Source organism: Plantactinospora sp. CNZ321 (assembly GCF_004217235.1).
In genome coordinates this window covers 1,157,091-1,178,345 of record NZ_SHKQ01000001.1, presented here as the reverse complement: position 1 = coordinate 1,178,345, position 21,255 = coordinate 1,157,091, and the positions used below count along the sequence as shown (strand labels likewise).

22 protein-coding genes and 1 riboswitch are annotated in these 21,255 nt (G+C 72.9%); of the genes, 11 read left to right on the top strand and 11 right to left on the bottom strand.

Going from position 1 to position 21,255, the window contains the following annotated elements; translation table 11 throughout:
* Window positions 1-85: 85 nt before the first annotated feature.
* From EV371_RS05130 to EV371_RS05120, 3 genes are read right to left on the bottom strand one after another with little or no spacing between them, the layout of a single operon-like run.
* A complete protein-coding gene (locus EV371_RS05130; protein WP_130461033.1) occupies window positions 86-886 on the bottom strand; it encodes a CbiQ family ECF transporter T component in 801 nt (266 codons plus the stop codon).
* Entirely contained in the window at window positions 883-2,418 is a 1,536-nt protein-coding gene (locus EV371_RS05125; RefSeq protein WP_130461032.1) for an ABC transporter ATP-binding protein, read from the bottom strand. The genes EV371_RS05130 and EV371_RS05125 overlap by 4 nt, the downstream gene beginning before the upstream one ends.
* A 25-nt stretch (window positions 2,419-2,443) precedes the next feature.
* Window positions 2,444-3,034 (bottom strand): ECF transporter S component, encoded by a 591-nt coding sequence (locus tag EV371_RS05120; RefSeq protein ID WP_130461031.1) that lies wholly within the window; start codon window positions 3,032-3,034, stop codon window positions 2,444-2,446.
* A gap of 76 nt (window positions 3,035-3,110) precedes the next feature.
* Window positions 3,111-3,218, bottom strand: a riboswitch (TPP riboswitch).
* Between the two features lie 131 nt (window positions 3,219-3,349).
* Here EV371_RS05120 and EV371_RS05115 point away from each other — a divergent pair.
* The 7 genes from EV371_RS05115 to EV371_RS05090 all read left to right on the top strand — a co-directional run bounded on the left by EV371_RS05115 (window position 3,350) and on the right by EV371_RS05090 (window position 9,314).
* Window positions 3,350-4,099: an SIS domain-containing protein gene (locus EV371_RS05115; protein ID WP_130461030.1), complete on the top strand. Its 750-nt coding sequence runs from the start codon at window positions 3,350-3,352 to the stop codon at window positions 4,097-4,099.
* A gap of 139 nt (window positions 4,100-4,238) precedes the next feature.
* Window positions 4,239-4,745 (top strand): DUF6328 family protein, encoded by a 507-nt coding sequence (locus EV371_RS05110; protein ID WP_130461029.1) that lies wholly within the window; start codon window positions 4,239-4,241, stop codon window positions 4,743-4,745.
* Window positions 4,746-4,969: 224 nt separating this feature from the next.
* Window positions 4,970-5,146, top strand: coding sequence for a hypothetical protein (locus EV371_RS33290; protein WP_165436612.1), 177 nt, complete (start codon window positions 4,970-4,972; stop codon window positions 5,144-5,146).
* Complete coding sequence (locus tag EV371_RS05105) at window positions 5,143-5,724, top strand: sigma-70 family RNA polymerase sigma factor (RefSeq protein WP_165436611.1); 582 nt, start codon at window positions 5,143-5,145, stop codon at window positions 5,722-5,724. The genes EV371_RS33290 and EV371_RS05105 overlap by 4 nt, the downstream gene beginning before the upstream one ends.
* Complete coding sequence (locus EV371_RS05100; protein ID WP_130461027.1) at window positions 5,721-7,679, top strand: bifunctional diguanylate cyclase/phosphodiesterase; 1,959 nt, start codon at window positions 5,721-5,723, stop codon at window positions 7,677-7,679. Before EV371_RS05105 ends, EV371_RS05100 begins: the two co-directional genes overlap by 4 nt.
* Before the next feature lie 44 nt (window positions 7,680-7,723).
* A complete protein-coding gene (locus EV371_RS05095) occupies window positions 7,724-8,392 on the top strand; it encodes a hypothetical protein (protein WP_130461026.1) in 669 nt (222 codons plus the stop codon).
* On the top strand, window positions 8,385-9,314 hold the full coding sequence (locus EV371_RS05090; protein WP_130461025.1) for a serine hydrolase: 930 nt from the start codon (window positions 8,385-8,387) through the stop codon (window positions 9,312-9,314). Before EV371_RS05095 ends, EV371_RS05090 begins: the two co-directional genes overlap by 8 nt.
* On the opposite strand, the gene EV371_RS05085 is transcribed toward EV371_RS05090, so the two are convergent.
* Window positions 9,311-9,844, bottom strand: a complete 534-nt coding sequence (locus EV371_RS05085; protein WP_130461024.1) for a COG4315 family predicted lipoprotein — start codon at window positions 9,842-9,844, stop codon at window positions 9,311-9,313. The genes EV371_RS05090 and EV371_RS05085 overlap by 4 nt on opposite strands.
* Before the next feature lie 323 nt (window positions 9,845-10,167).
* Here EV371_RS05085 and EV371_RS05080 point away from each other — a divergent pair, with 323 nt between their 5' ends.
* The 3 genes from EV371_RS05080 (at window position 10,168) to EV371_RS05070 (ending at window position 12,974) form a co-directional block, all read left to right on the top strand.
* Entirely contained in the window at window positions 10,168-12,153 is a 1,986-nt protein-coding gene (locus EV371_RS05080) for an acyl-CoA dehydrogenase family protein (protein WP_130461023.1), read from the top strand.
* A 92-nt stretch (window positions 12,154-12,245) separates the two neighbouring features.
* Window positions 12,246-12,425, top strand: coding sequence for a hypothetical protein (locus EV371_RS33285; protein WP_165436610.1), 180 nt, complete (start codon window positions 12,246-12,248; stop codon window positions 12,423-12,425).
* Window positions 12,426-12,587: 162 nt separating this feature from the next.
* Window positions 12,588-12,974, top strand: a complete 387-nt coding sequence (locus tag EV371_RS05070; protein ID WP_130461022.1) for a DoxX family protein — start codon at window positions 12,588-12,590, stop codon at window positions 12,972-12,974.
* A gap of 81 nt (window positions 12,975-13,055) precedes the next feature.
* Here EV371_RS05070 and EV371_RS05065 read toward each other — a convergent pair whose 3' ends face one another.
* The 5 genes from EV371_RS05065 to EV371_RS05045 form a co-directional block, all read right to left on the bottom strand.
* Window positions 13,056-13,670: a hypothetical protein gene (locus tag EV371_RS05065; RefSeq protein ID WP_130461021.1), complete on the bottom strand. Its 615-nt coding sequence runs from the start codon at window positions 13,668-13,670 to the stop codon at window positions 13,056-13,058.
* 98 nt (window positions 13,671-13,768) lie between these two features.
* Complete coding sequence (locus EV371_RS05060; protein ID WP_130461020.1) at window positions 13,769-14,806, bottom strand: hypothetical protein; 1,038 nt, start codon at window positions 14,804-14,806, stop codon at window positions 13,769-13,771.
* 353 nt (window positions 14,807-15,159) lie between these two features.
* Complete coding sequence (locus EV371_RS05055; RefSeq protein ID WP_130461019.1) at window positions 15,160-15,624, bottom strand: hypothetical protein; 465 nt, start codon at window positions 15,622-15,624, stop codon at window positions 15,160-15,162.
* Entirely contained in the window at window positions 15,599-16,294 is a 696-nt protein-coding gene (locus tag EV371_RS05050; RefSeq protein WP_349339397.1) for an RNA polymerase sigma factor, read from the bottom strand. Before EV371_RS05050 ends, EV371_RS05055 begins: the two co-directional genes overlap by 26 nt.
* Window positions 16,287-17,534, bottom strand: a complete 1,248-nt coding sequence (locus tag EV371_RS05045) for a S8 family serine peptidase (protein ID WP_130461018.1) — start codon at window positions 17,532-17,534, stop codon at window positions 16,287-16,289. The genes EV371_RS05050 and EV371_RS05045 overlap by 8 nt, the downstream gene beginning before the upstream one ends.
* Window positions 17,535-17,786: 252 nt before the next feature.
* On the opposite strand from EV371_RS05045, the gene EV371_RS05040 reads away from it, so the two are divergent.
* Window positions 17,787-20,399, top strand: a complete 2,613-nt coding sequence (locus EV371_RS05040) for a CHAT domain-containing protein (protein ID WP_130461017.1) — start codon at window positions 17,787-17,789, stop codon at window positions 20,397-20,399.
* Window positions 20,400-20,499: 100 nt separating this feature from the next.
* Here EV371_RS05040 and EV371_RS05035 read toward each other — a convergent pair whose 3' ends face one another.
* Window positions 20,500-20,907, bottom strand: a complete 408-nt coding sequence (locus EV371_RS05035) for a transcriptional repressor (RefSeq protein WP_130461016.1) — start codon at window positions 20,905-20,907, stop codon at window positions 20,500-20,502.
* Between the two features lie 47 nt (window positions 20,908-20,954).
* Window positions 20,955-21,254 carry a metalloregulator ArsR/SmtB family transcription factor gene (locus EV371_RS05030; RefSeq protein ID WP_130461015.1) on the bottom strand — a complete coding sequence of 100 codons (300 nt, stop codon included), beginning with the start codon at window positions 21,252-21,254 and terminating at the stop codon, window positions 20,955-20,957.
* Window position 21,255: the final 1 nt, after the last annotated feature.

Here is a 21,255-nt window from a genome sequence, read left to right as displayed (position 1 = left end):
TATTAGGACTTGTAGTGGCCCGACCGGGCTGGCTGGTACCGCGCCGCCCGGCCCCACCGACTCGACCGCCACGGAACTCGGGCTGTCAGCCGACCAGTGGCCGGAAGGTACCGAGCGCGACGCTGACCGCGAGCGCCCCGCCGGCCAGCGCCACCGCCCCGAGGATGAGTGCGGCATCGGCCGCGGTGAACCGCTGTCGGCGCGCCGACGTACGCGGCGTGCCCGAGTCGAAGCCCCGCGCGTCCATCGCGGTGGCCAACCGGGTACCCCGGCGGATCGCCCCGACCAGCAGGGCGAACCCGGTCGAGCCGAACAGCCGCAGCCGGGCCAGCGGGTTCCGTCCGGCGTCGACGCCCCGGGCCCGCCGGGCCAGGGTCAACATCCGCCACTCCAGGCCGAGCAGTGGCACCAGCCTGAACGCCGCCAGCGCCCCGATCGCGAACCGGGGCGAGGCCTTGACGTTCTGGATGAGCGCGTCCGTCAGGTCGGTGGGATCGGTGGTGGCGAAGACGAGTACGCCGGGTAGCGCCACCGCGATCACCCGCAGTGCCATCCCCAGCGCGGTGGCCAGTACCCCGGTGGTGATCTCCACCGGCCCGACCAGCCACAGCAGGCTGCCGGTCCGCTCGGCGGCGAAGAGCACCAGGGTGCAGAGGATGCCGAGGGCGCTGAGCAGCAGCGGCCAGGCCCGGCGGGCCAGTTCGGTGTACCGGACGCCGAAGAGTGGCACCACGGCCAGCTCGAACCCGATCGCCACCGCCGGGGCCACCGGATCGACCGTGGCGATCAGCGCCACCGAGACGACCAGCGCAGCGGCGACCTTGGCCACCGGATTGCGCCGGGCCAGCGCCGCGTGCGGGGCGGCGATCGGCTGGTACGGGATCATCGGTCCCGCCCGGCCGATCCGGTGCCGGCCCGCTCCACCGGCCGCTCCGACGCGTCGTCGCCGGGCCGTCGGGGTCGCTCCGACGCGTCGTCGCTGGGCTGCCGGGGTCGCTCCGACGCGTCGTCGCGGAGCCGGAGCGTCCGGTCGGCGAGCGCGGCGACGAAGTCGGCGTCGTGGGTGACGGTGACGATGCCGTGCCCGTCGTCGCGCAGCTCGGCGAGCAGCTCGACCAGTTCGAGCCAGGTACGTCGGTCCTGGCCGAAGGTCGGCTCGTCCAGGATGAGCAGCCGGGGTGCGGTGGCCAGCGCCGTCGCCACGCTCAGCCGCCGCGCCTGGCCGCCGGAGAGGGTGTACGGGTTGGCCGCCGCCAGCCGGTCCAGCCGGAGCCGGGCCAGCAGCTCGTCCACCACCGACCGGACCACCGCCTCCGGCCGACCGGCCCGACGCGGCCCGAGCGCCAGCTCCTCGAAGACGGTGGTGCGGACGAACTGGTGCTCCGGGTCCTGGAAGACCGAGCCGATCCGGTCGGCCAGCACCGGTGCCCGCCACCGGTGCGGTGCGGTGCCGGCGTGCCGGCCGGCCAGTATCTCGGTGGCCGAGAGCCGGCCGGCGCCGGGCCGGAGCAGCCCGCCGAGCAGCAGCGCCAGGGTGGACTTGCCGGCACCGTTCGGGCCGAGCACCGCGAGCGCCTCGCCGGCACGTACCCGCAGATCGGTGCTTGCCAGCCGGGGTGGCAGGCCGAGCCGGTCGGCGGCGAGCAACACCGCACCGGGACCGCTCGTGGACCGGCGCGGTGCCGGCGGCGGCCCGGGCACCCAGACCCCGGCGGCGGCCAGCTCCGCGCCGTGTGCCGCGAAGACCTCACCCGGAGCGCCGTCGGCACACACCCCGGCACCCGGTTCGAGTACCACCACCCGGTCGACCAGCGGCAGCGCCTCCGACACCCGGTGCTCGACCAGGATCAGCGTGGTGTCGTCGTCGACCGCCGACCGGACCGCCTCCCGGACCAGCGCGGCGCCGGCCGGGTCCAGGTTGGCGGTCGGCTCGTCCAGCAGCAGCAGCCCGGGCCGCAGCGCCAGCACCCCGGCCAGGGCGAGCCGCTGCTGCTCGCCGCCGGAGAGCGCGGCGGTGGACCGGTCCGGGCCGTACGGGAAGCCGACCCGGTCCAGCGCCTCGGTGACCCGGTGCCAGATCTCCTCCGCCGGTACCCCCCGGTTCTCCAGGCCGAACGCCACGTCGTCGCCGGAGCGGGCCATCACCAGCTGGGTCTGCGGGTCCTGGAAGACGATGCCGACCCGCTCCCGGGCCTTGCGCGGATCGAGCCCGTCGATCTCGACGCTGCCGGACTGCTCGCCGGAGTCCTCGGCGAGCAGTCCGGCCAGCGCCGCGAGCAGGGTGCTCTTGCCGGAACCGGAGGCGCCGAGCAGGAGTACCCGCTCGCCGTGCCCGATCCGCAGGTCGACGTCGCGGACCGCCCAGGCCCGACGGCCGGCGTGCCGCCAGCCGAAGCCGCGTAGCCGCACCTCGCTCACGACGTCACCACCGGGTTCGCGCCGCTCACACGGCGGTGCGGTCGCGGCCGGCCGGGAACCGGTCCAGCACCCCGGTCTGGGCCAGCGCCCGGGTCAATGCCCAGCCACCGGCACCGGCCACGATCGCCGAGCTGAGCACGGTGAGGAGGAAGACCGGCAGCCGGAAAGAGTCGAAGTCGTGCTCCGAGTAGTAGCGGATCTGGTCGAAGATGGCGGCGGCGAGACCGGCCAACAGACCGGAGCCGACCGCGACCGGCAGCCGGAACGAGCGGTAGCGGACGGCGAGGAAGGCCGCCTCGGCGCCGACGCCCTGGGCCAGTCCCTGGATGATCGCGACGGTGCCCCACTGGCTGCCGAGCAGCACCGAGACGAAGGCGGCGAGAAACTCGCAGTACAGCGCCGCACCCGGCTTGCGGATCACCAGGCCGCCGAGTACTCCGGGCACCAGCCAGATGCCGTAGATGAGCGCCTGGGCCGGCGGAAAGAAGGTGAAGGCACCCTCGGTGGCGCTCCAGACCAGGCTCCAGGCCCAGAAGATGACCCCGAACGCGACCGCGATGACCGAGGCGACGATGATGTCGACGGTGCGCCATCTGGCGGTGGTGGACGAACTCATGAGCATGCCTCCCAGTCACGTGGTGGACCAGGAAAGACGCACGCCGCAACCCGGGACTGCCCGGACTGCGGCGCGGCTGGAGACTCGACCGAACTCCCTGCGCTGGCATTACCCAGATCAGGTTCGAGGGTCTGCGGGTGTGTCACCCGCACTCTCAGCGCTGTGCGCTCCCCTGTCGGATGTGCTGTTGTTCCGCAGACGGTACACCGGATACCGCCGCGCCGACAGCGTGCGACCGGCGGATGTGGCGGCGCGCACGATCCCACGGGATAGGCTGGATGGCCCAGATCAACATCTCGAAGGGACGCGTGCGGCGTGACACTGAGCCCCGAGGGCTATCTCGACCTGGTCACCGAGACGATCGGGCGGGTCGCGGCCGCTGCCCGCGACGGCGTACTCCGGGCGGCCGACCTGGTCGGCGACGCGCTGCGGGCCGGTGGAGTGGTGCAGGCGTTCGGCACCGGCCACTCGGAGGCGCTGGCCATGGAGATCGCCGGACGGGCCGGCGGGCTGGTCCCGACCAACCGGATCGCGCTGCGGGACCTGGTGTTGCGCGGCGGCGAGCCGGTCGACATCCTCGGCCCCACCCTGGAGCGGGACCCGAGCGTGGCCGGCCGGCTCTACGAGCTGACCCCGATCGACCCTCGGGACGTCTTCGTGATCGCCTCGAACTCGGGGGTGAACGGCACGATCGTCGAGTTCGCGTCGCTGGTCAAGGAGCGCGGCCACGGGCTGATCGCGATCACGTCGCAGCAGCACTCCGCACGGGTGCCGTCCCGGCATCCGTCCGGACGCAAGCTGAGCGACCTCGCCGACGTGGTACTCGACAACGGCGCCCCGTACGGCGACGCGGCGTTGCCGCTGCCCGGCGGCGGTGCGGTCGGTGCGGTGTCGTCGATCACCGCCGCGCTCCTCGCCCAGCAGGTCGTGGTGGAGGTGGTCCGCCGGCTGGTCGAGGCGGGGGAGAAGCCTCCGGTCTACCTCTCGGCGAACATCCCGGACAGCGACGAGCACAACGACACCCTGGAGGCCCGGTACGCCGGCCGGATCCGCCGGGGCGGCTGACCCCGGCACCCCGACTCCGGCGCCGCCCGGATTGTCTCCCTTACCGCTTCCGGGTCACCGTCGAGGCTTCCTCGCGTTTCGGGTACGGCCGGTCAGGGCACACTGCTGCCACATTCGACCGGAAGCGGAGGTGGCCCGGGTGGCCGTCGAGACGGAGAAACAGCGTTGGCAGCGCAACTTCGCCGACCTGTTGCAGGAACTGCGGGTGGCGCAGACCGGCGTGCAGATCCTGTTCGCGTTCCTGCTCACCCTCCCCTTCAGCAGCGGGTTTCCGCGAGCCACCACGTTCCAGAAGGACATCTACATCGTCGCGTTGCTGTCGGCGGCGGCCGCCACCGCACTGATCATCTCGCCGGTCGCCTTTCACCGGGCGCTCTTCCGGCAGGGGCGCAAGCCGGAACTGGTCCGGTTCGCGCACGGCATGGCCAGCGGCGGGCTGGCCTTCATGCTGATCGCGATGGTCAGCTCGGTGCTGCTGATCACCGACTTCCTGCTGCCCCGGCCGCTGGCGTTCGTGCTCACCGGGCTGGCCGGGGTCTGGTTCCTGACCTTCTGGGCCGCGCTGCCGTTCCTGCGCCGCAACTGGGGCGAGGCCGACGAGGACGACGACGAGCCGCCGGAGGCCCGCCCCGACGCGATCGACTGAGGATGCCGGCCGATCGCCACCTCATCACCGCGCGTAATCCATACTCGACAGTACATGTGCTCGCCCGATCGGCCTGTCTACTGTGGCCGATCGGAGGAAATGCCGCACGTGGTCGCCGCTTTTTTGATCATTGACATCTTCACCCTGGCGGGTCGCCCCCTACGCCAAGGCGCTTGACGGAGAGTTATACCCGGAACGACAACTACGGACCGCGAGAGGCGAGGATGAGCGACGTTCTGGGGGGACTGTCGACCGGTGGCTCGGTGGCAGTACCGGTGGGTCTGATCCGGTCGACCGGCGGCGGCTCGACCGACCTACGGGTCCACGCGCGGGACCGCGACGGGCACCGGGTCGGGGAACTGCGCAGCCTCCGTCGAACAGACGGGGGCGAGGCGGCGTGAGTGGGGACAACGCGGTGGTGCGTGCCGATCCGGCCACCCGGTTGGGGGACCGGGCGGGCCAGACCGAGTCAGAGGTGAGCTTCGAGGCGTTCTGCCAGCAGAACTTCGTACAGGTCGAGCGCTTCCTGCTCGCCCGCTGCCCGGACCGGGGTCTGGTCGAGGACGCCGTACAGGAGGCGTTCATCACCGCCCGGGACAAGTGGGAGCAGATCCGCGACTACGAGAAGCCGCTGGCCTGGATGTACAAGACCGCCCGCTACAAGCTGCTGGTGCTGCACCGGCGCCGGCGGCAGGACGTGACGGTGAGCCTGGACGAGGTACCGCCGGAGCGGCTCGCCGAACCGGCCGACCCGGCTGAGGCCCGGGAACTGCTGCGTGGCTGGTTGCCGAGGTTGCCGCCCCGCCAGGCCGAGGTCTTCGTACTGGCCCTCGACGGCTGGTCCGACCACGAGATCGCGGCCATCCTCGGCATCGCGTACAACACCGTGCGGACGTACCGGCAGGAGGCCCGGCACCGGTTGAAGGAACTCGCCCAGCAGGCGGGCTTCGACACGCCCTCCGGGAGGGAGCGGGGATGAACCTGGACGACATCCTGGCGTTGGCCTCGGACCGGACCTGCACGCAGCTGGAACGGGCCCGGGCCCGCCGGGCCACCCGCCGGGTGCAGCAGGAATACCGGCGGGCGGTCTCCGAGGGCCGCGACCTGACCGGCGACATCGAGGTACGCGATCCGCTCACCGCCGACACCGACGAGGTCGCCCGGATCACCCGGGAGGCCCAGTTGGCCAAGCTCGGCACCGTCACCTGGATCCAGGCCAGCGCGGAGCTGACCTGGTCGGACGAGATGGCCCTGATCCTCGGTCATCCGCCCGGCACCGTCCGGCACTCGGTCGCGGCGCTGACCCGGCTGATCCACCCCGAGGACGTCGACGGGGTACGCCGGGTGGTCGAGTCGGCGTGGCGGGACCGGACCGTCCGGGAGACGACCTGCCGGGTGGTCCGCCCGGACCGGGTCACCCGGTACGTGCACTGCCGCCTGGAATACGTCGTCGACGGGGAGAACCGGCCGTACGGCATCGTCGCCACCGCCCGGGACGTCACCGAGATCGAACTCGCCCGCCAGGAGCAGGCGCGACTGGCCCGCCGCCGCGAGACGGTGCAGGCGGAACCGGCCGGCCGGGACCCGGTCACCGGGCTCTTCCACCGGGCCAGGTTCGCCGACGAGATCGACACCGCCCAGCGGGGCGGGCCGGGAGTACTGCTGGTGGTGGCCGTCGAACCGGTCGCCCCGGCGGTCGGTCCGGCGGTCGGCCCGGCGGTCGGCCAGGACAACGGCGGCGACGGTGTACCTGGCGGCGACGGCGGGCCCGGGAGCGGCGACGAGCAGGAGCGGCTGGCGGCGGCGGTGGCCCAGGTCGTCCGCCGGGTCGCCCGCCGCTCCGACGTCTGCGGCCGGACCGGTCCGAACGAGTTCGGGGTACTGATGCAGCGGACAACGCTCAGTTCCGCCACCGCGCTCGCCGAGCGGATCATCGACGGCATCCGCTCCCAGTCCTTCGTGCTGGAGCGGGCCCGGCTGGTCGACGCCTGGGGTGGCCTGGTCCGCTACCAGGGGCGGGACGGCAGCCGCGGCGTCGACCTGATCGTGGACGCGGAGACGGCCTGGCGCCGGGCCCGGGGCACCGGCGTCGCCCGGGTCGCCCTGGACCGGCCGGCGGCCGAGGACGAACGCCGGGAACTGTGCCGCAGCCGGGTACGGGCCACGGTGGCGGAGAACCGGTTCACCCTCTACACCCAGCCCATCCTCGACCTGCGGCTCAACCAGATCACCCGGCAGGAGATCCTGCTCCGGTTGGTCGACGACGGCGGGCAGGCGCACTCCGCGTCGACCCTGCTCGGCGACGCGGAGCGGCTGGACGAGATCCTGCCGATCGACCGGTGGGTGATCGACCGCACCATCGAGCTGATCGCCCGGGGCTCGGGTACCTCGCACTACCAGGTGAACCTCTCCGGGCGGTCACTCGGCGACCCGCACCTGCTGGATCGGGTGCAGGAGCGGCTCCAGCGGTACGACGTCGATCCCGGCCAGCTCACCTTCGAGATCACCGAGACGGCGCGGATCGGCAACCTGACCGAGGCGCACAACTTCGCGTACGGGATCCGCCAGCTCGGCTGCCAACTCGCGCTCGACGACTTCGGCTCCGGACACGTGCCGTTCGCCTTCCTCACCTACTTTCCGGTGGACCTGGTGAAGCTGGGCGGCGAGTTCATCGCCGGGATCGAGCACTCGGTGGCGAACCGGGGGATCGTGCGGTCGATCGTCGAGATGTGCCGCGGGTTGGGCATCCGGACCGCGGCCGAGCACGTCGAGGACGAGGCAACCAGGGATCTGCTCCGTGACTACGGTGTGGACTTCGTCCAGGGGTACCTCATCGGCAAGCCGAAGCCGGTCACCGGCCCGGCGCGTACGTCGCCGGTGTCGGCCGAGGTCGAGGCCGACCCGGAACGGGAGCTGCGGGCCGCCACCGGATAGCCGACCCATGCAAAGTCCTGGCTGCCCCGGTCGTCATTAGGGTCGTGGAAGCCCCAGCAAGACAGTTTCCGGCGGCCGGGACCGCCCTCCTGCTGCTCGTCGTGCTGGTCGTCGTCGGTTGCGGTGCGGATCCGGCCCCCCGATCGCCGGTCGACCAGCAGGCCCGGTTGACGGCGAGCGGTCCGGCGGACCGGCCCGCCGGACTCGATCCGGCCCTGCTCCAGCCGAGCGGGTTGGGCACGGGATGGCGGCAGAGTCCACATCCGCCGGAGCCGCCGCCGTGGCCGTGGCTCCAGGCCGACTGCCCGGCGTACCGGGAGGGGGACTATCCGGCCCAGCGGCACCGGACCGACGCGGTGCAGCGCCGGTACCGGCACGAGCCGTCCGAACTGGTCGCGACGCAGGTCGTCGAGGCGTACGAGCCGGGCTGGGCGGTGCGGGCTCTCGACGACGTACGCCGGGTGGTCCGGACCTGCTCCCGGTACGACGCCTACGGCGCCAGCATCTCGTTCACCCTGGTGGAGACCGGGCTTCCGGCCGCCGACGCGGTGGTGGTGCAGGGGCGGATCGAGTCACCGGGGACGCCCGCCCGGTCCTCCCTGCTGGTGGCGGTTCGACACGACGACCGGCTCTCGACGCTGAACGTTCCCGGGCCGGTGGACCGGAGCGCCGCGTACGCGGTGGCGAAGAAGTTGGCGGACCTCCTTGGCTAGCCGACGCGGGCCGAGGCGCCGGGAGCTGCTGGTCGGCACCGCCGCCGCACTGCTCGGCGCGGGCGTTGCCGGCACCGGACTGGCGTACCGGTGGGCGGGTTCGGTGGAGGCCGGCCCGCAGCCGGCGGCGGCGCCCAGCCCGGCCCGGCCGACGCCGAGCCCGACCCCGGACCACGCCGCGCTGGCGCGTACCCGGATCGAGCGGTACCTGCGCGGGGTCGGCGGCCGGGTCACGCTCGCGGCGCGGGACCGGGCCAGCGGCCTGGTGGTGGTCGCCGGCACCCGGCGGTACCAGACGGCCAGCATCGTCAAGGTCGACATCCTGGCGGCGTTGCTGCTGCGCCGGCAGGACCAGGGGCGCAGGCTCAGCGGATCCGAGCGGCAGCTGTCCCGAGCGATGATCGTGGTCAGCGACAACGACGCGGCGAGCAGTCTCTACGCCACGATCGGTCGCCGGCGCGGGCTGGCCGCCGCGAACAAGGCTCTCGGGTTGCGCCAGACCACCCCGAGCCCGAGTTGGGGGATGACCACGACGACCGCGGCGGACCAGCTCCGGCTGCTGACCGCGATAGCCGACCCGGCCGGTCCGCTCGGCGACGCCGGTCGGAAGTTCCTGCTCGGGCTGATGGGGCAGGTCGACCGGGAGCAGGACTGGGGGATCACCGCCGCCGCCGGCCCGGCCAGTACCGCCAGCTACGTCAAGAACGGCTGGACCACTGTGGACGCCGACGACGGCCTGTGGCTGGCGAACAGCATCGGCCGGATCGTCGAGCCGGGCCGGGACTGGCTGGTCGCCGTACTCTCCGACCACCACCCGACCCGGCAACAGGGCATCGCGGCGGTGGAGAAGGCCGCGAGGTACGCCCTGACCGAGCTGCGCGCGATCCCGCCGGGCAATCCGTCGGCAGCCCGGTTCCGCTAACCGATCCGGTTGCCGTTGCGCAGGATGATCGTGAACCTGCCACCGAAGGACTCCTTGCCGAGGCCGTTCGCCTGTCCCGGCGCGGTGTCACCGGAGTAGTAGTAGAGCGGCCAGGAGGAGTACGTCGCCTGCCAGAGACCGTTGCCGAGTCCCTGCGTACCGCCCGCCGCGGTGGGGTCGTCGGCGAAGGTGGGGTCGCCCACGGTCAGGACCGGTGGCCACTCCTGCGCGCAGGCGTCCAGGCAGGTGACGTTGCCGTGGCGGTCACCGCTGAAGGTGTACACCGTCCTGCCCTCCGCGTCGACCAGCGCCTCCGGATATTTCGGGAGTCCGAATTTCAGCGCCGCCGCCTTTCCCTCCGGCGTGGCCGCCGTGCTCGCGGCCGGCGCCGAGGTCCCGGAGCCCGCCGACGTGGTCGCGGGTGCGGGGGTGTCGTCGGCGTCACCGCCGGAGCATCCCGTCGCCACCAGAAGTACGCCGACCGTGGCCAGCACTGCCGACCGGAGCCGGATCCCAGTTTGGTGCGTCACGCCGCCCTCACCACCATCGCTCGACGGGATCGGTGCCGGCCTATTCATAGCACGGCGCGGCAATGTGGACGGTGACGGCGGCTCGACAGTCTCGCCAATGCACCGTCATTCCTCCGGCGGCGTGTCTGCCCGGCGCCTGGCCCGGCGCCTCGGGGGGTCAGGGATGACGGCATGCGCATATTTTGTGCTACCGGCGGGTAACAAAACCGGGTAGCGTTGGTGGTGTATTCGACCGCTGCACGTCAAGGGGGTTGCCCGCTCCGCCGCACGGAGTGATGAGCGCGGGTGGCCCCTCACCGCCGTACTCGATCGAGGGGGTTGCCGTGACCACGACAGAGCGGAACAGGCCGGCGTCGAGCGGGTCGGACGGAGCCGGGCCGCTGCCGAAGGAGGCGGGACAGGTCTCCGAGCGGGAGGCCCGACAGGTGGCCGAGGCCGCCCGGGAGACCGAGTGGGGCAAGCCGAGTTTCGGCAAGGAACTCTTCCTCGGCCGGCTCCGGCTCGACCTGATCGACCCGTGGCCGCAGCCCGACCCCGAGCGCGCCGCCGAAGCACAGGAGTTCCTCGACCGGCTCGACAGCTACGTCCGGTCCGACGTGGACGGCGCGGCGATCGAGCGGGACGCCATGATCCCGGACGAGGTGTTCTCCGGACTCGCCCGGCTCGGCACCTTCGGGATGAAGATCGACAAGAAGTACGGCGGCCTCGGCCTGAGCAACCTGCACTACTGCCGGGCGCTGACCCTGGCCGGCTCGGCCAGCCCGGCGATCGGCGCGCTGCTCTCGGCGCACCAGTCGATCGGGGTGCCGCAGCCGCTGAAGATGTTCGGCACCGACGAGCAGAAGCAGCGCTTCCTGCCCCGGCTGGCCGCCGGTGAGGTGTCGGCGTTCCTGCTGACCGAGCCGGACGTCGGCTCCGACCCGGCCCGGCTGGGCACCACCGCCGAGCCGACCCCCGACGGCACCGGCTACCGGATCAACGGCGTCAAGCTCTGGGCCACCAACGGCACCGTGGCGGGCCTGCTGGTGGTGATGGCCCGGGTGCCCGCCGCGGAGGGGCGGCGCGGCGGCATCACCGCGTTCGTCGTCGAGGCGGACTCGCCCGGGATCACCGTCGAACGGCGCAACGCCTTCCTCGGGCTGCGCGGCCTGGAGAACAGCCTGACCCGCTTCTCCGACGTCTTCGTCCCGGCCGAGAACGTCATCGGCGGCGAGGGACGCGGCCTGAAGATCGCGCTGACCACCCTGAACACCGGTCGGCTCTCGCTGCCGGCGATGTGCGTCGGCGCCGGCAAGTGGTCGCTGAACGTGGCCCGGGAGTGGGCCGCCGAGCGGGTGCAGTGGGGCCGGCCGGTCGGCGGGCACCAGGCGGTGGCCGGCAAGCTCGCCTTCATCGCCGCCACCACCTACGGCATGGAGACGATGCTCGACCTCTGCTGCCTGCTCGCCGACGACGACCGCTTCGACATCCGGATCGAGGCCGCCCTGGTCAAGCTCTACGCCAGCGAGATGGCCTGGAAGATCGCCGACGAACTGGTGCAGATCCGGGGTGGGCGCGGCTACGAAACCGCCGACTCGCTGACCGCCCGGGGTGAGCGGCCGGCCGCCGTCGAGCAGATCCTCCGCGACCTGCGGATCAACCGGATCTTCGAGGGCTCGACCGAGATCATGCACCTGCTGATCGCCCGGGAGGCGGTCGACGCGCACCTCTCGGTGGCCGGCGACATCATCGACCCCGACGCCGAACTGGGCCAGAAGGTCCGGGCGGGCGCCAAGGCGGGTGCGTTCTACGCCAGGTGGCTGCCGACCCTCGCGGTCGGTCGCGGCCAGAACCCCGGCGGGTACGCCGAGTACGGCCACCTCGCCGGACACCTGCGTCACGTCGAGCGGTCGTCCCGGAAACTGGCCCGGTCCACGTTCCTGGCGATGTCCCGCTGGCAGGGCAAACTGGAGCACAAGCAGGGCTTCCTCGGCCGGATCGTGGACATCGGCGCCGAACTCTTCGCGATGTCGGCGGTCTGTGTGCGGGCGAACGCGGAACGGGAGACCCGGCCGGAGGGCGTGGAACTGGCCGACCTCTTCTGCCGACAGGCCAGGGTGCGGATCGCGGCGCTGTTCCGGGCACTGTGGGAGAACACCGACTCGGTCGACACGGCGGCGGCGAAGCGGATCCTCGCCGGCCGCTACGCCTTCCTGGAAGAGGGTGTGATCACCCCGCCCGCCGACCTGCCCTGGGTCGCGCCGTGGCAGCCCGGCCCGTCGTCCGTCGAGGACGTACGCCGGCGGATCCCGAAGCCGGAGAGCGAGTGAGTGAGACGGGGGGGGTGGTCCGGGATTCGCGCAGCGAGAACTGGAGTGCCGCCGCCCGCCGCTCGCTCTCCCCGTCGCTGTAGCCGGCGGCGGTGTCCAGGAAGTTGAACGGGCCGGTCAGCGCGGCGAGCGTGGTCTCGGTGCCGCGTTCGGCGCTGACGTCGTACCCGAAGAGGCCCGGCATGCTGCCCCAGCGGGCCGCCGCCGACGCAGACCGGGGTGACGTGCAGGCCGGTGCCGCCCAGCGGGCGGCGGGGGAAGTCGTCCGGTGATCGCTGTTCGCCGTGCATCGCGGCACCCCACTGTGACCTCGGTAACCACCGGTCATGGGGTGTCCGGCTGTCTCGTCTGTTGTTGGTGAGCACAACGAGCGGAGACGTCATGTTCTCGGAACCTGACGGCGAAGACAGTCACCGGTTCGAAAGGAAACACCTGTGAACCTCGCGCTATGGATCGTCACCGGGGTGTTGGCCACCGTCCTCCTGATCAGCACCTCGAAGATGTTCGTACCCAGGGAGAAGATGGCCGCCGCGGGCGGGCGCGCCGGCCAGTGGGTCCTCGACTTCAGTCCCGGCGCCCTGCGGGTCATCGGCGCCCTTGAACTCCTGGCTGCGGTGGGCCTGATCCTGCCCGCCCTCCTGGACATCGCGCCGGTTCTGGTGCCGATCACCGCAACCTGCGTGGCGCTGCTCTTCACCGGGGCGGCCATCATGCGCCTCCGCCGCGGCGAGCGGGTGACGATCATCCCCGACCTGGTCTATCTCGGCATGGCCGTCTTCGTGGCCTGGGGCCGGTTCGGTCCCGAGTCCTTCACCGGCTGAGTCGAGCCCCGCGAGGAGGTAGCCCCGCAGTGCTGGGCCGAGCCCTGCGAGGTGGGCGGTGGCGGTGGGCGGTGGGCGACGTCAGCGGCGTACCGGGGTGGCCCGCAGCCCGAGGGCGCGCAGTTCCAGCGCGGCCAGCGCGTCCACCGTATCGGCGTCACCCCGCCGCCACGCCTGCGCGACATCCGGGTCGATCCGGGTCAGCTTCCGGATCGGCTGCGTCGCCAACGCCCGCAGCGCCAACAGGTCCCGGCCGGCCGGCGCCGAGCGCAACGCCCGAGCCGCGCCCGCCCGGCGCATCCAGCGCACCCGCAACGGCAGCCAGCCGACCAGCACCACCCCGAGCGGAAACACCAGCAGGGCCAGGGACAGTGCCAACGCCAGTTCCCCGACCAGCGCCTGCTGGTCCCGCCCCGCCTCGGCCATCGCCCGGGCCGCTTCGGCGGCGTTCTCGAACGGCGCGGTCAGTTCGTCGCCCACCACCGGCACCCGGCCGACCTTGCCACCCGCGTCGGCCAGGTTGTCGGCGAGTCCACCGCCGGCCCCTTCCAGCTTCTGTCCGGGTACGGCGAGCTTCTGCACCAGGTCGTGCAACCACATCGCCGCCCGGATCCAGAGGTAGATCCAGGCGACGACGAGCAGATCGGTGAGGAGTTGACGGGCGGCGGTCGGAAAGCGATCGGCATAGACCCTCATGCCGGTCAGCGTGCCACGGGCCGGTCGGCGGCGCCGGGCGCCGCCGACGCACCGGTGGGCCGGGGAACGCATCCCCGGCCCACCGTCCCGCCTCGGGGTCAGCCCCGGCCCGGCACGATGGTGTAGTCCACCCCGCCCAGCACGAACTTCTCGCCGACCTCACGGGCCGGTCCGACCTGCAACACCTGGAGCACGTACGGCTTCTGCACGACCTCGGCGGCCGCGAAGCTCAACTTGACGACGGGACGCTCGTCCGGATAGATCAGCAGGTCCCTGATCTGTGCCCTGGCCGGGTTCACCTCCAGCTGGCTCCGACCGACCACCCGGACGCCGTCGCCTGCCCCACCGTTGCGCGCCCAGCGCTCGAACAGCTCCGGGCCGAGGTCGACCACGATCTTCAGGTCCGGGGCGACCTGGTCCGCCGGCCGGAACACGAGATCGAAGTTCGCCGGTACGGCCAGCGCGTTCGCCAGCGCGTACGGCCGGTCCACCGCCGGCCCGCCCGGAGTGGCCGGGACGGTGTTGGCGTTCTTCCAGACGATGTTGTTGTTGTACTGCGTGTTGATGGACGTCGCCGTGCCCTCGAAGTTCATCGGATCGGTCGCGGACTCCCAGCGCAGCAGGAGGCAGAAGTGGCCGATGGAGGGCACGTTGGGCCACGCGATGGAGGTGACGGTCTCACCGGGCGCGACCGGCAGGGTCTTCGAGCCGATCGGGGTCCAGTGTGCCGGCCAGTTCGCGGCGCCACCCGAGGTGGTGTAGTACGCGCGCAGCGTGCCGGAGCTGATCCCCGACCCGTACGGGCCCGGGTTCCGGAGCTTGACGAAGATGTAGCTGGTCGAGCCGACGACCGGGTTCGTGTGGGAGGGACACTCGACCCCGCTGGGGCAGATCTTGACGTCCGGGCTGTTGAAGAAGGACGAGTAGATCGCCCCGTGCGGCTCGTTCCCGACGTCCGACGCGGTGTCCTTCATGAACGCGTCGGTACGCGCGGACACCGCCGCGCCGGTCGTCGACCCGTTGTCGGCGCCGCCACCCAGGGCGGCGCCGCTCGTCGAGAAGGTCAGCAGGGTGGCCAGTACCGCGCCGAACAACACTATGGGGGTTCGGAGCAGGCGTGGACTCGCAGAGGTCATGGGGGTTCCTTCTCCTCGGTACTGGGGCGGTGTGTAGTGCGGAGCGCGCTCGTACCGTGCCGGCGAAATGACTCTAATCCAGCGAGCGAAGGCAATGGAATAGGCGATAAATTCGATTGCCGCGCGTGCCCGCTTTTGCCGGGGAGGGAGTAATTCTCGGATAAGGCGGAATGCGAGTGAAAGAATTACCCGTCAATTTGTATCAACGGAGTCCGACCGTCCTCCTGTACGCCGGCACCCCTCCGGGCGCACGCGGTGGCAGCGGTTTGCCGGTGGTCGGCCGGTGGTGACGCCGGTGGTCCGGCACGACGTGCCGCAGCGCAGGTGGCAGCTGGCAGGTGGCGCGGGGCGGCTCAGCGCAGCGAGACCCAACTGGTCGCCACCGCGTAGTCGGAGGTCCGGGCGTGTAGCTGGACCGGACCGGACGGCGGCGGACCCAGCGAGAAGAAGCCGACGGTGTCGACCGGCACCTCCTCGTACGGGCCGTGCGGGGTGCGGGCGACGACCCGGCCGCCGCGGGCCGGCGAGAGCTGACCGACGATGCCGGTCCCGGTCACCTCGATCGCGACGACGACCGGACCGGCGTGGAACGCCAGCGCGCGGGCGGAGCCGGCGGACCGGGTCAGCCCGGCGGGCTCGGGATCGCAGGCCGAGTCGAAGGTCAGCTCGGCGACGGCCAGCTCGGCGTCCACGGTTCGCCAGCTCCACGCCGCGTAGCCTGCGGCCAGGAACTCCTCCGGCGGCGGTCCCGCGTCGCGCAGCGCCTCACCCAGCTCGCTCAGCAGGGCGTCGTCATCGGCCGGCGGCCACTGCCCCATTGCGGTCACCTCCGCTCCCCTCGGCGTCCGAGGACGCCCCGACGAACGCGGCCAGCGCGGGGGAGTCGCGCAGCTTGCGCAGGCATCGCGCCTGCGACGGGCCGATGCTGCCGATCGGCATGCCCAACCGCGCAGCGATCTCCCGGTAGCTGGTCGGGGGATCGGCCACCAGCAGGGACAGCAGGTCCCGGCAGCGTGCCGGAAGCTGGCCGAGGCCGTCCCGCAGCGCCTGCCGGCGTTCCGCCCGGAGCAGGTTCTCGTCCGGTGCCCTCAGGTCCGGGGGCAGCAGGGCGCCGATGGTCCCCTGGACGGCGTCGTCGAGCGGGTCGAACGGCTGGGTACGCCGACCGACCCGGACTAGCCGGTAGCACTCCCGCCGGGCGGTGGTGGCCAGCCAGGTCGCCAGGGCGGCCGGCTCGCGTACCCGGCCGAGATGCTCCACCAGGCGCAGCCAGACGGTCTGGTTCACGTCCGCCGCGTCGGTCCGGTTCAGCCGGTGTGCCCGGATCACCGAGAGCACCAGCGGGGCGTAGCGGCGGACCAGCTCGGTCCAGGCGAACTCGTCGCCGTTCGCGGCGGCGGACACCAGGCCGGCGAGGGCCCCGTCGGTCGCCGGGGCGTCCGGTACCGAACCGGCATCGGGACGGGTGGGATCCGGATGCTCAGTCAACGAGTACGCCGTAGTCGGGGTGCCAGGCGGGATCTCCGAGCAGGACCGAGCGGGCCTGCGCGGCGTCGAGCCCGGTGGCGCTCATCACGGCGGCCAGCCGGCCCGAGACGTGTGCCGCCGCGAAGGACGTGCCGGCCCAGGCCGCATACCCGAGAAACTGCCTGGCGGGCAGTCCGGGCAGCAGCAGCCGGCCGTCGACAAAGGTGCTGGTCCGCTCGCCGACCGCGCACGCGTCGACCCAGGACCCGAAGTTGCTGTACGGGGCCGGCGTAAGCCCGTTCACCCCCCGGCTGACCGCGGCCACCGCCAGTACCTCGGGCAGCGCGGCCGGCCAGCTCGGCCGGTTGATGCCGGCGTTTCCGGTGGCCGCCACGACCACGCTGCCCGTCGGCAGGCCGCCGAGGACGTTCACCAACGGCAGCGGCGGCAGGTCGTCCTGGGTGAGACAGCCCAGCGACAGGTTGACGATCGACACGTCCGGGCTGAGCCCGGCCAGGGCCGCCGCCAGCATCGCCTCGTCACCGACGCCGGTCGGGTTCAGCGCCGCCTCGGGGTCGAACCACACGCCCGGCGCGGCCTGCCGGACCACCCCGGCGACGAAGGTGCCGTGCCCGCCCTGCGGGCCGAGTACGTCGCTGTGCAGGTAGAGCGGGTCCTCGTCGTCGACCTGCGGCAGGTAGCCGCCGCCGAGCCACTCCGGATGGCGGGCGCCGGCCAGCCGCCAGACTCCGGTGTCGCAGATGCCCACCATCACCCCGGCGCCGTCCCCGGCGTGCGCCGGGTCGGGCGCGGGTAACGCGGCGGCGACCTGCGGTGGACCGCCCGGGTTGCCCATGATGTTGCCGTAGCCCAGCAGCACGTGGTGCGGTTGCACCCGGGGGACCGGCTGGTCGGGCCACTGCCGGGGATCGCGCAGCTTCGCCACCACCGAGGGCACGTCGGTCTCCCGGTCGAAACGCAGCCGGGTGACGCCGGCGAACTCACCGCTGCGGCTGACCTGGTGCCCGTCCCTGCGCAACACGGCCGCCACCCGATCGGTGTCCGGGTTGGCGACCAGCAACTGCCGGGGGCGGTAGAGGAACTCCCGGCCGGCCTCGCCGTGGTGGCGCACCTCGGGATCGGCCGCCAGCAGTTCCTGGAATGCCCGCTGGTACGCGTCGTCGTCGCGGTTCGCGGCCGCCGGCCCCGGTCGCAGCCCGGCGGCCAACGGTGTGGCCGCGACCAGCCCGGCCAACGTCATGAGACGACGGCGGGACAACCGATGGATCGGGCGCGGCGCGACGGGACGGTCAGGCGACACCGGTCCTCCCAAGGGGACGGAAATAGCGCGGTTGGCGGGCCGACTTCCTGAACATTTCCAGGTGTCGTCAATTCTTTTCCAGTGATAGTCAGTTGTCAATAATCATGGATCCGATGAGGGTGGCCGGGAATCACCTCTTTTCGGATAACCGCGCAGATTGACCCAAGGTCATCGATCGGGGATTCTGTCCGCATGGGTGACAGCGCCGGCTCCGTCGCTCCCACGGCCCGGGCCGCGCTCGACGCCGTTCAGCGCTATCCCCGCGAAGCGATCATGCTCGGGCGGCGGGTGCTGGCGACCGGCGGTGCCGACGCCGACGAACGCTCCACCGCGGAACGGGCGATCGGGCTGGCCCTGCGGGAACTCAACGACCTGCCCGGTGCCCTGCGACACCTGCGCCGCGCGCTGCGGGCCGCCGGATCACCCCGGGTGGCGGCACTGGCCAGGATGAGCCTCGGCTACGTGCTCGCCAACGCCGGCCGTACCTCCGCCGCACTGGCCGCGGTCACCTCGGCGCTGCCCGAGCTGACCGGCGCCGACGCCGGGCGGGCCCGGATGCAGCGGGGCGTGGTGCTGCACTTCCGGGGCCAGTTCGAGGAGGCGGTCCGGGAGTACGGGATCGCGGTCGAGATCGCCCAACGCGAGGGCGACCTGCTGCTGGAGGCGCGCGCCCGGAACAACCGAGGGCTGCTCAACGCGCACCGGGGCGCGACGCTGGGCGCCGACGACGACCTCGGCCGCGCCGCCGCCATCTTCCAGCGGCTCGGACTGGACCTGGCCGCCGCCGACGTCCGGTGGAACATCGGCATCGCCGCCAGCCACGGCGGCGACATCCCCGGTGCGCTGCGCCGCTTCGCCGCCGTCGAGGAGGAGTACGCCCAGCTCAAGGTGCCCCGGCCGGCGCTGCTGCTGGACCGGTTCGAGCTGCTGCTCTCGGTGCCGCTGGTGGACGAGGCGGTCGAGGTCGCCAGCCTCGCCGTACGGGAGCTGCGGCGGCGCAGGATGGGCTCGGACCTCGCCGAGGCGCTGCTTGCCCAGGCCCGGGCCGCGCTGCTCGCCGGTGACCTGGAGACCGCCACCACGGCCGCGGCCTCGGCACGGGTCCGGTTCCGCCGCCAGGGGCGCCGCACCTGGGCCGCCTTCGCCCGGCACGTGGAACTGCGCGCGGAACTGCGCCGGGGTACCCGCTCGGCGGCGCTGCTGGCCACGATGGCGCGTACCGCCGACCAGCTCGACGCCACCGGTTGGCCGGGTCCGGCGCTGACCACCCGGATCGAGGCGGCCCGGCTGGCCACCGAACTGGGCCGTACCGGCCGGGCGGTGGAACTGCTGGAGGTCGCCGCGCGGGCGCGCCGCCGGGGCACGGCGTCGCGGCGGGCGCAGGGCTGGTTCGCGCTGGCGCTGTCCCGGCGGATCGGCGGAGACCACCGGGGTGGCGCCCGTGCGTTGCAGCGCGGGCTGGCGGTGCTCGACGGGTACCGGGCCGCGCTGGGCGCCACCGAACTTCGCGCACACAGCGGCGCGCACGGCCAGGATCTGGCGGCCGAGGGAGTCGACCTCGCCATCAGCGCCGGCACGCCCGCCCAGGTGCTGGCCTGGACGGAGCGGTGGCGGGCCGGTGCGCTGCGGATGCGGGCGGTGCTCCCGCCGCAGGACGTCGGCCTGGCCGCCGCCCTCGCCGAACTGCGGATGGTCAGCGGCGCGCTGGAGGAGGCACTGCTCGCCGGCCGGCCGGTGACCGCGCTGCGCCGTCGCCAGGCCCGGCTCGAACGACACATCCGGGAGCTGGCCCGGGGGGTCGACGGCGGTGGCGGGCTGCTGGCCCCACCGGGTGTGCGCACCCTCGGGGAGTGGCTCGGCGAAGCCGTACTCGTGGAACTGGTGGCCCACCGGGAGCGGCTGCGGGCGGTACTGCTCCGGGACGGCCGGGCGACCCTGCACGACCTCGGCCCGCTCGACGCGGCCCTGCACGCGGCCCGGCTGCACCGGTTCGGCCTGCGCAGATTGGTCGTCACCGGGGACACCCCCGACGCCCGGGCCGGGGTCGAACACGCCGCGGTCGCCCTGGACCGGCAGCTCTTCGGGCCGCTGCGGGCCCGCCTGGCCGACCGGCCACTGGTGATGGTGCCGATCGGGGCGCTGCACGCCGTCGCCTGGGCGGGGCTGCCGACCTGTGCCGGCCGGCCGGTGACGGTGGCCCCGTCGGCGACGGCGTGGCTTGCCGCCGCCCGCCGTACGCTGCCGGACGGCGCACCGCTGCTGGCCGCCGGCCCACGCCTGCCCGCCGCCGAGACCGAGGTACGCCTGCTGAGCCGGGTACTGCCCGGGGCGCGTCTGCTGGCCGGCGCGGAGGCGACCGCCGAGGCGGTCACCACGGCACTGGACGGGGCCCGGCTGGCACACGTCGCGGCACACGGGACGTTCCGGGCCGACAACCCGCTCTTCTCCACACTGGAACTCGCCGACGGCCCGCTGACCGCGTACGAGTTGGAGCGGCTGCCCCGACCGCCCGGCTGCGTCGTCCTCTCCGCCTGCGACTCGGGGCTGTCCGGGGTACGTCCCGGCGACGAGGTGATGGGATTCACCTCGGTGTTGCTGGCCCTCGGCGCCAGCAGCCTGGTCGCCACCGTGCTGCCGGTGCCGGCGGACCTGACCACCACGCTGATGCTGGACCTGCACCGCCGGATGGGGGGCGGCGCCCGACCGGCCTCGGCGCTCGCCGCCGCCCAGCGGGAGTTCGCCGCCGCCGGCGACGGCTCCGCGCAGGCCACGGCGGCGGCCTTCGTCTGCTTCGGCGCCGGCTGACCGCCGGCTCACCCGCCGCCGCCGGCTGCCCGCCGGCTCACCGGCACCCGGCTGACCGCCGGCTCACCGGCAACGCCGCGGCCGGTCGCCGGGCCTCGGGTTATCGGTCCGCGCAGGCCGGACAGGTGCCGAAGATCTCCAGCGTGTGGCTGACGTCCCGGAACCCGTGCTTGTTGGCGACCCGGTCGGCCCAGCTCTCCACGGCCGGGCCCTCCACCTCGACCGTGCGCCCGCAGGCCCGGCAGACCAGGTGGTGGTGGTGCCCCTCGCTGCACCGCCGGTAGAGGTGCTCACCGCCCGGCGGGCGCATCACGTCGATCTCGCCCGCGTCGGCGAGTCCCTGCAGCGTGCGGTAGACGGTGGTCAGGCCCACCCGCTCGCCGCGACTGCGCAGCATCGCGTGCAGGTCCTGGGCGCTGTGGAAGCCCTCGACCTCGCCGAGCAGTGCGCTGACCGCGCTGCGTTGTCGGGTGTTACGTACCGCCGCGCCGTTCCCCGCCGCCGCCATCTCGCCCTCCTCGCGTCATGTCAGGTGCCTCCCCGGACGTCCCCCCGTCAGGTGGCTTCCCCCGAATGGCTCACCGCGTCCGCCACGATATGCGCGATGTGTTCGTCGACCAAGGTATAGGCGATTTCCCGACCGCGCCGCGCACCGCGTACCACCCCCGCACCCCGGAGCACCCGCAGGTGCTGGGAGACGAGCGGCTGCGGGGCGCCGAGGGTCTCCACCAGCTCGTGCACGCACCGCTCGCCCTGCGCGAGTTCGCTGACGATGGCGAGCCGGATCGGCGCGGCAAGCGCTCGTAGCAGCTCGCCGGCGCCGGCGTAGGCCTCGTAGGCGTTTGTGCTCGTCACG

Bases quoted from the DNA above. Each gene is read 5' to 3' on its own strand.
- EV371_RS05065 (WP_130461021.1), bottom strand. From the start codon at position 13,670: ATGAGGGTCTATGCCGATCGCTTTCCGACCGCCGCCCGTCAACTCCTC.
- EV371_RS33290 (WP_165436612.1), top strand. From the start codon at position 4,970: ATGAGCGACGTTCTGGGGGGACTGTCGACCGGTGGCTCGGTGGCAGTA.
- EV371_RS05045 (WP_130461018.1), bottom strand. From the start codon at position 17,534: ATGACGTTGGCCGGGCTGGTCGCGGCCACACCGTTGGCCGCCGGGCTG.
- EV371_RS05055 (WP_130461019.1), bottom strand. From the start codon at position 15,624: ATGGGGCAGTGGCCGCCGGCCGATGACGACGCCCTGCTGAGCGAGCTG.
- EV371_RS05130 (WP_130461033.1), bottom strand. From the start codon at position 886: ATGATCCCGTACCAGCCGATCGCCGCCCCGCACGCGGCGCTGGCCCGG.
- EV371_RS05035 (WP_130461016.1), bottom strand. From the start codon at position 20,907: ATGGCGGCGGCGGGGAACGGCGCGGCGGTACGTAACACCCGACAACGC.
- EV371_RS05120 (WP_130461031.1), bottom strand. From the start codon at position 3,034: ATGAGTTCGTCCACCACCGCCAGATGGCGCACCGTCGACATCATCGTC.
- EV371_RS05040 (WP_130461017.1), top strand. From the start codon at position 17,787: ATGGGTGACAGCGCCGGCTCCGTCGCTCCCACGGCCCGGGCCGCGCTC.
- EV371_RS05100 (WP_130461027.1), top strand. From the start codon at position 5,721: ATGAACCTGGACGACATCCTGGCGTTGGCCTCGGACCGGACCTGCACG.
- EV371_RS05060 (WP_130461020.1), bottom strand. From the start codon at position 14,806: ATGACCTCTGCGAGTCCACGCCTGCTCCGAACCCCCATAGTGTTGTTC.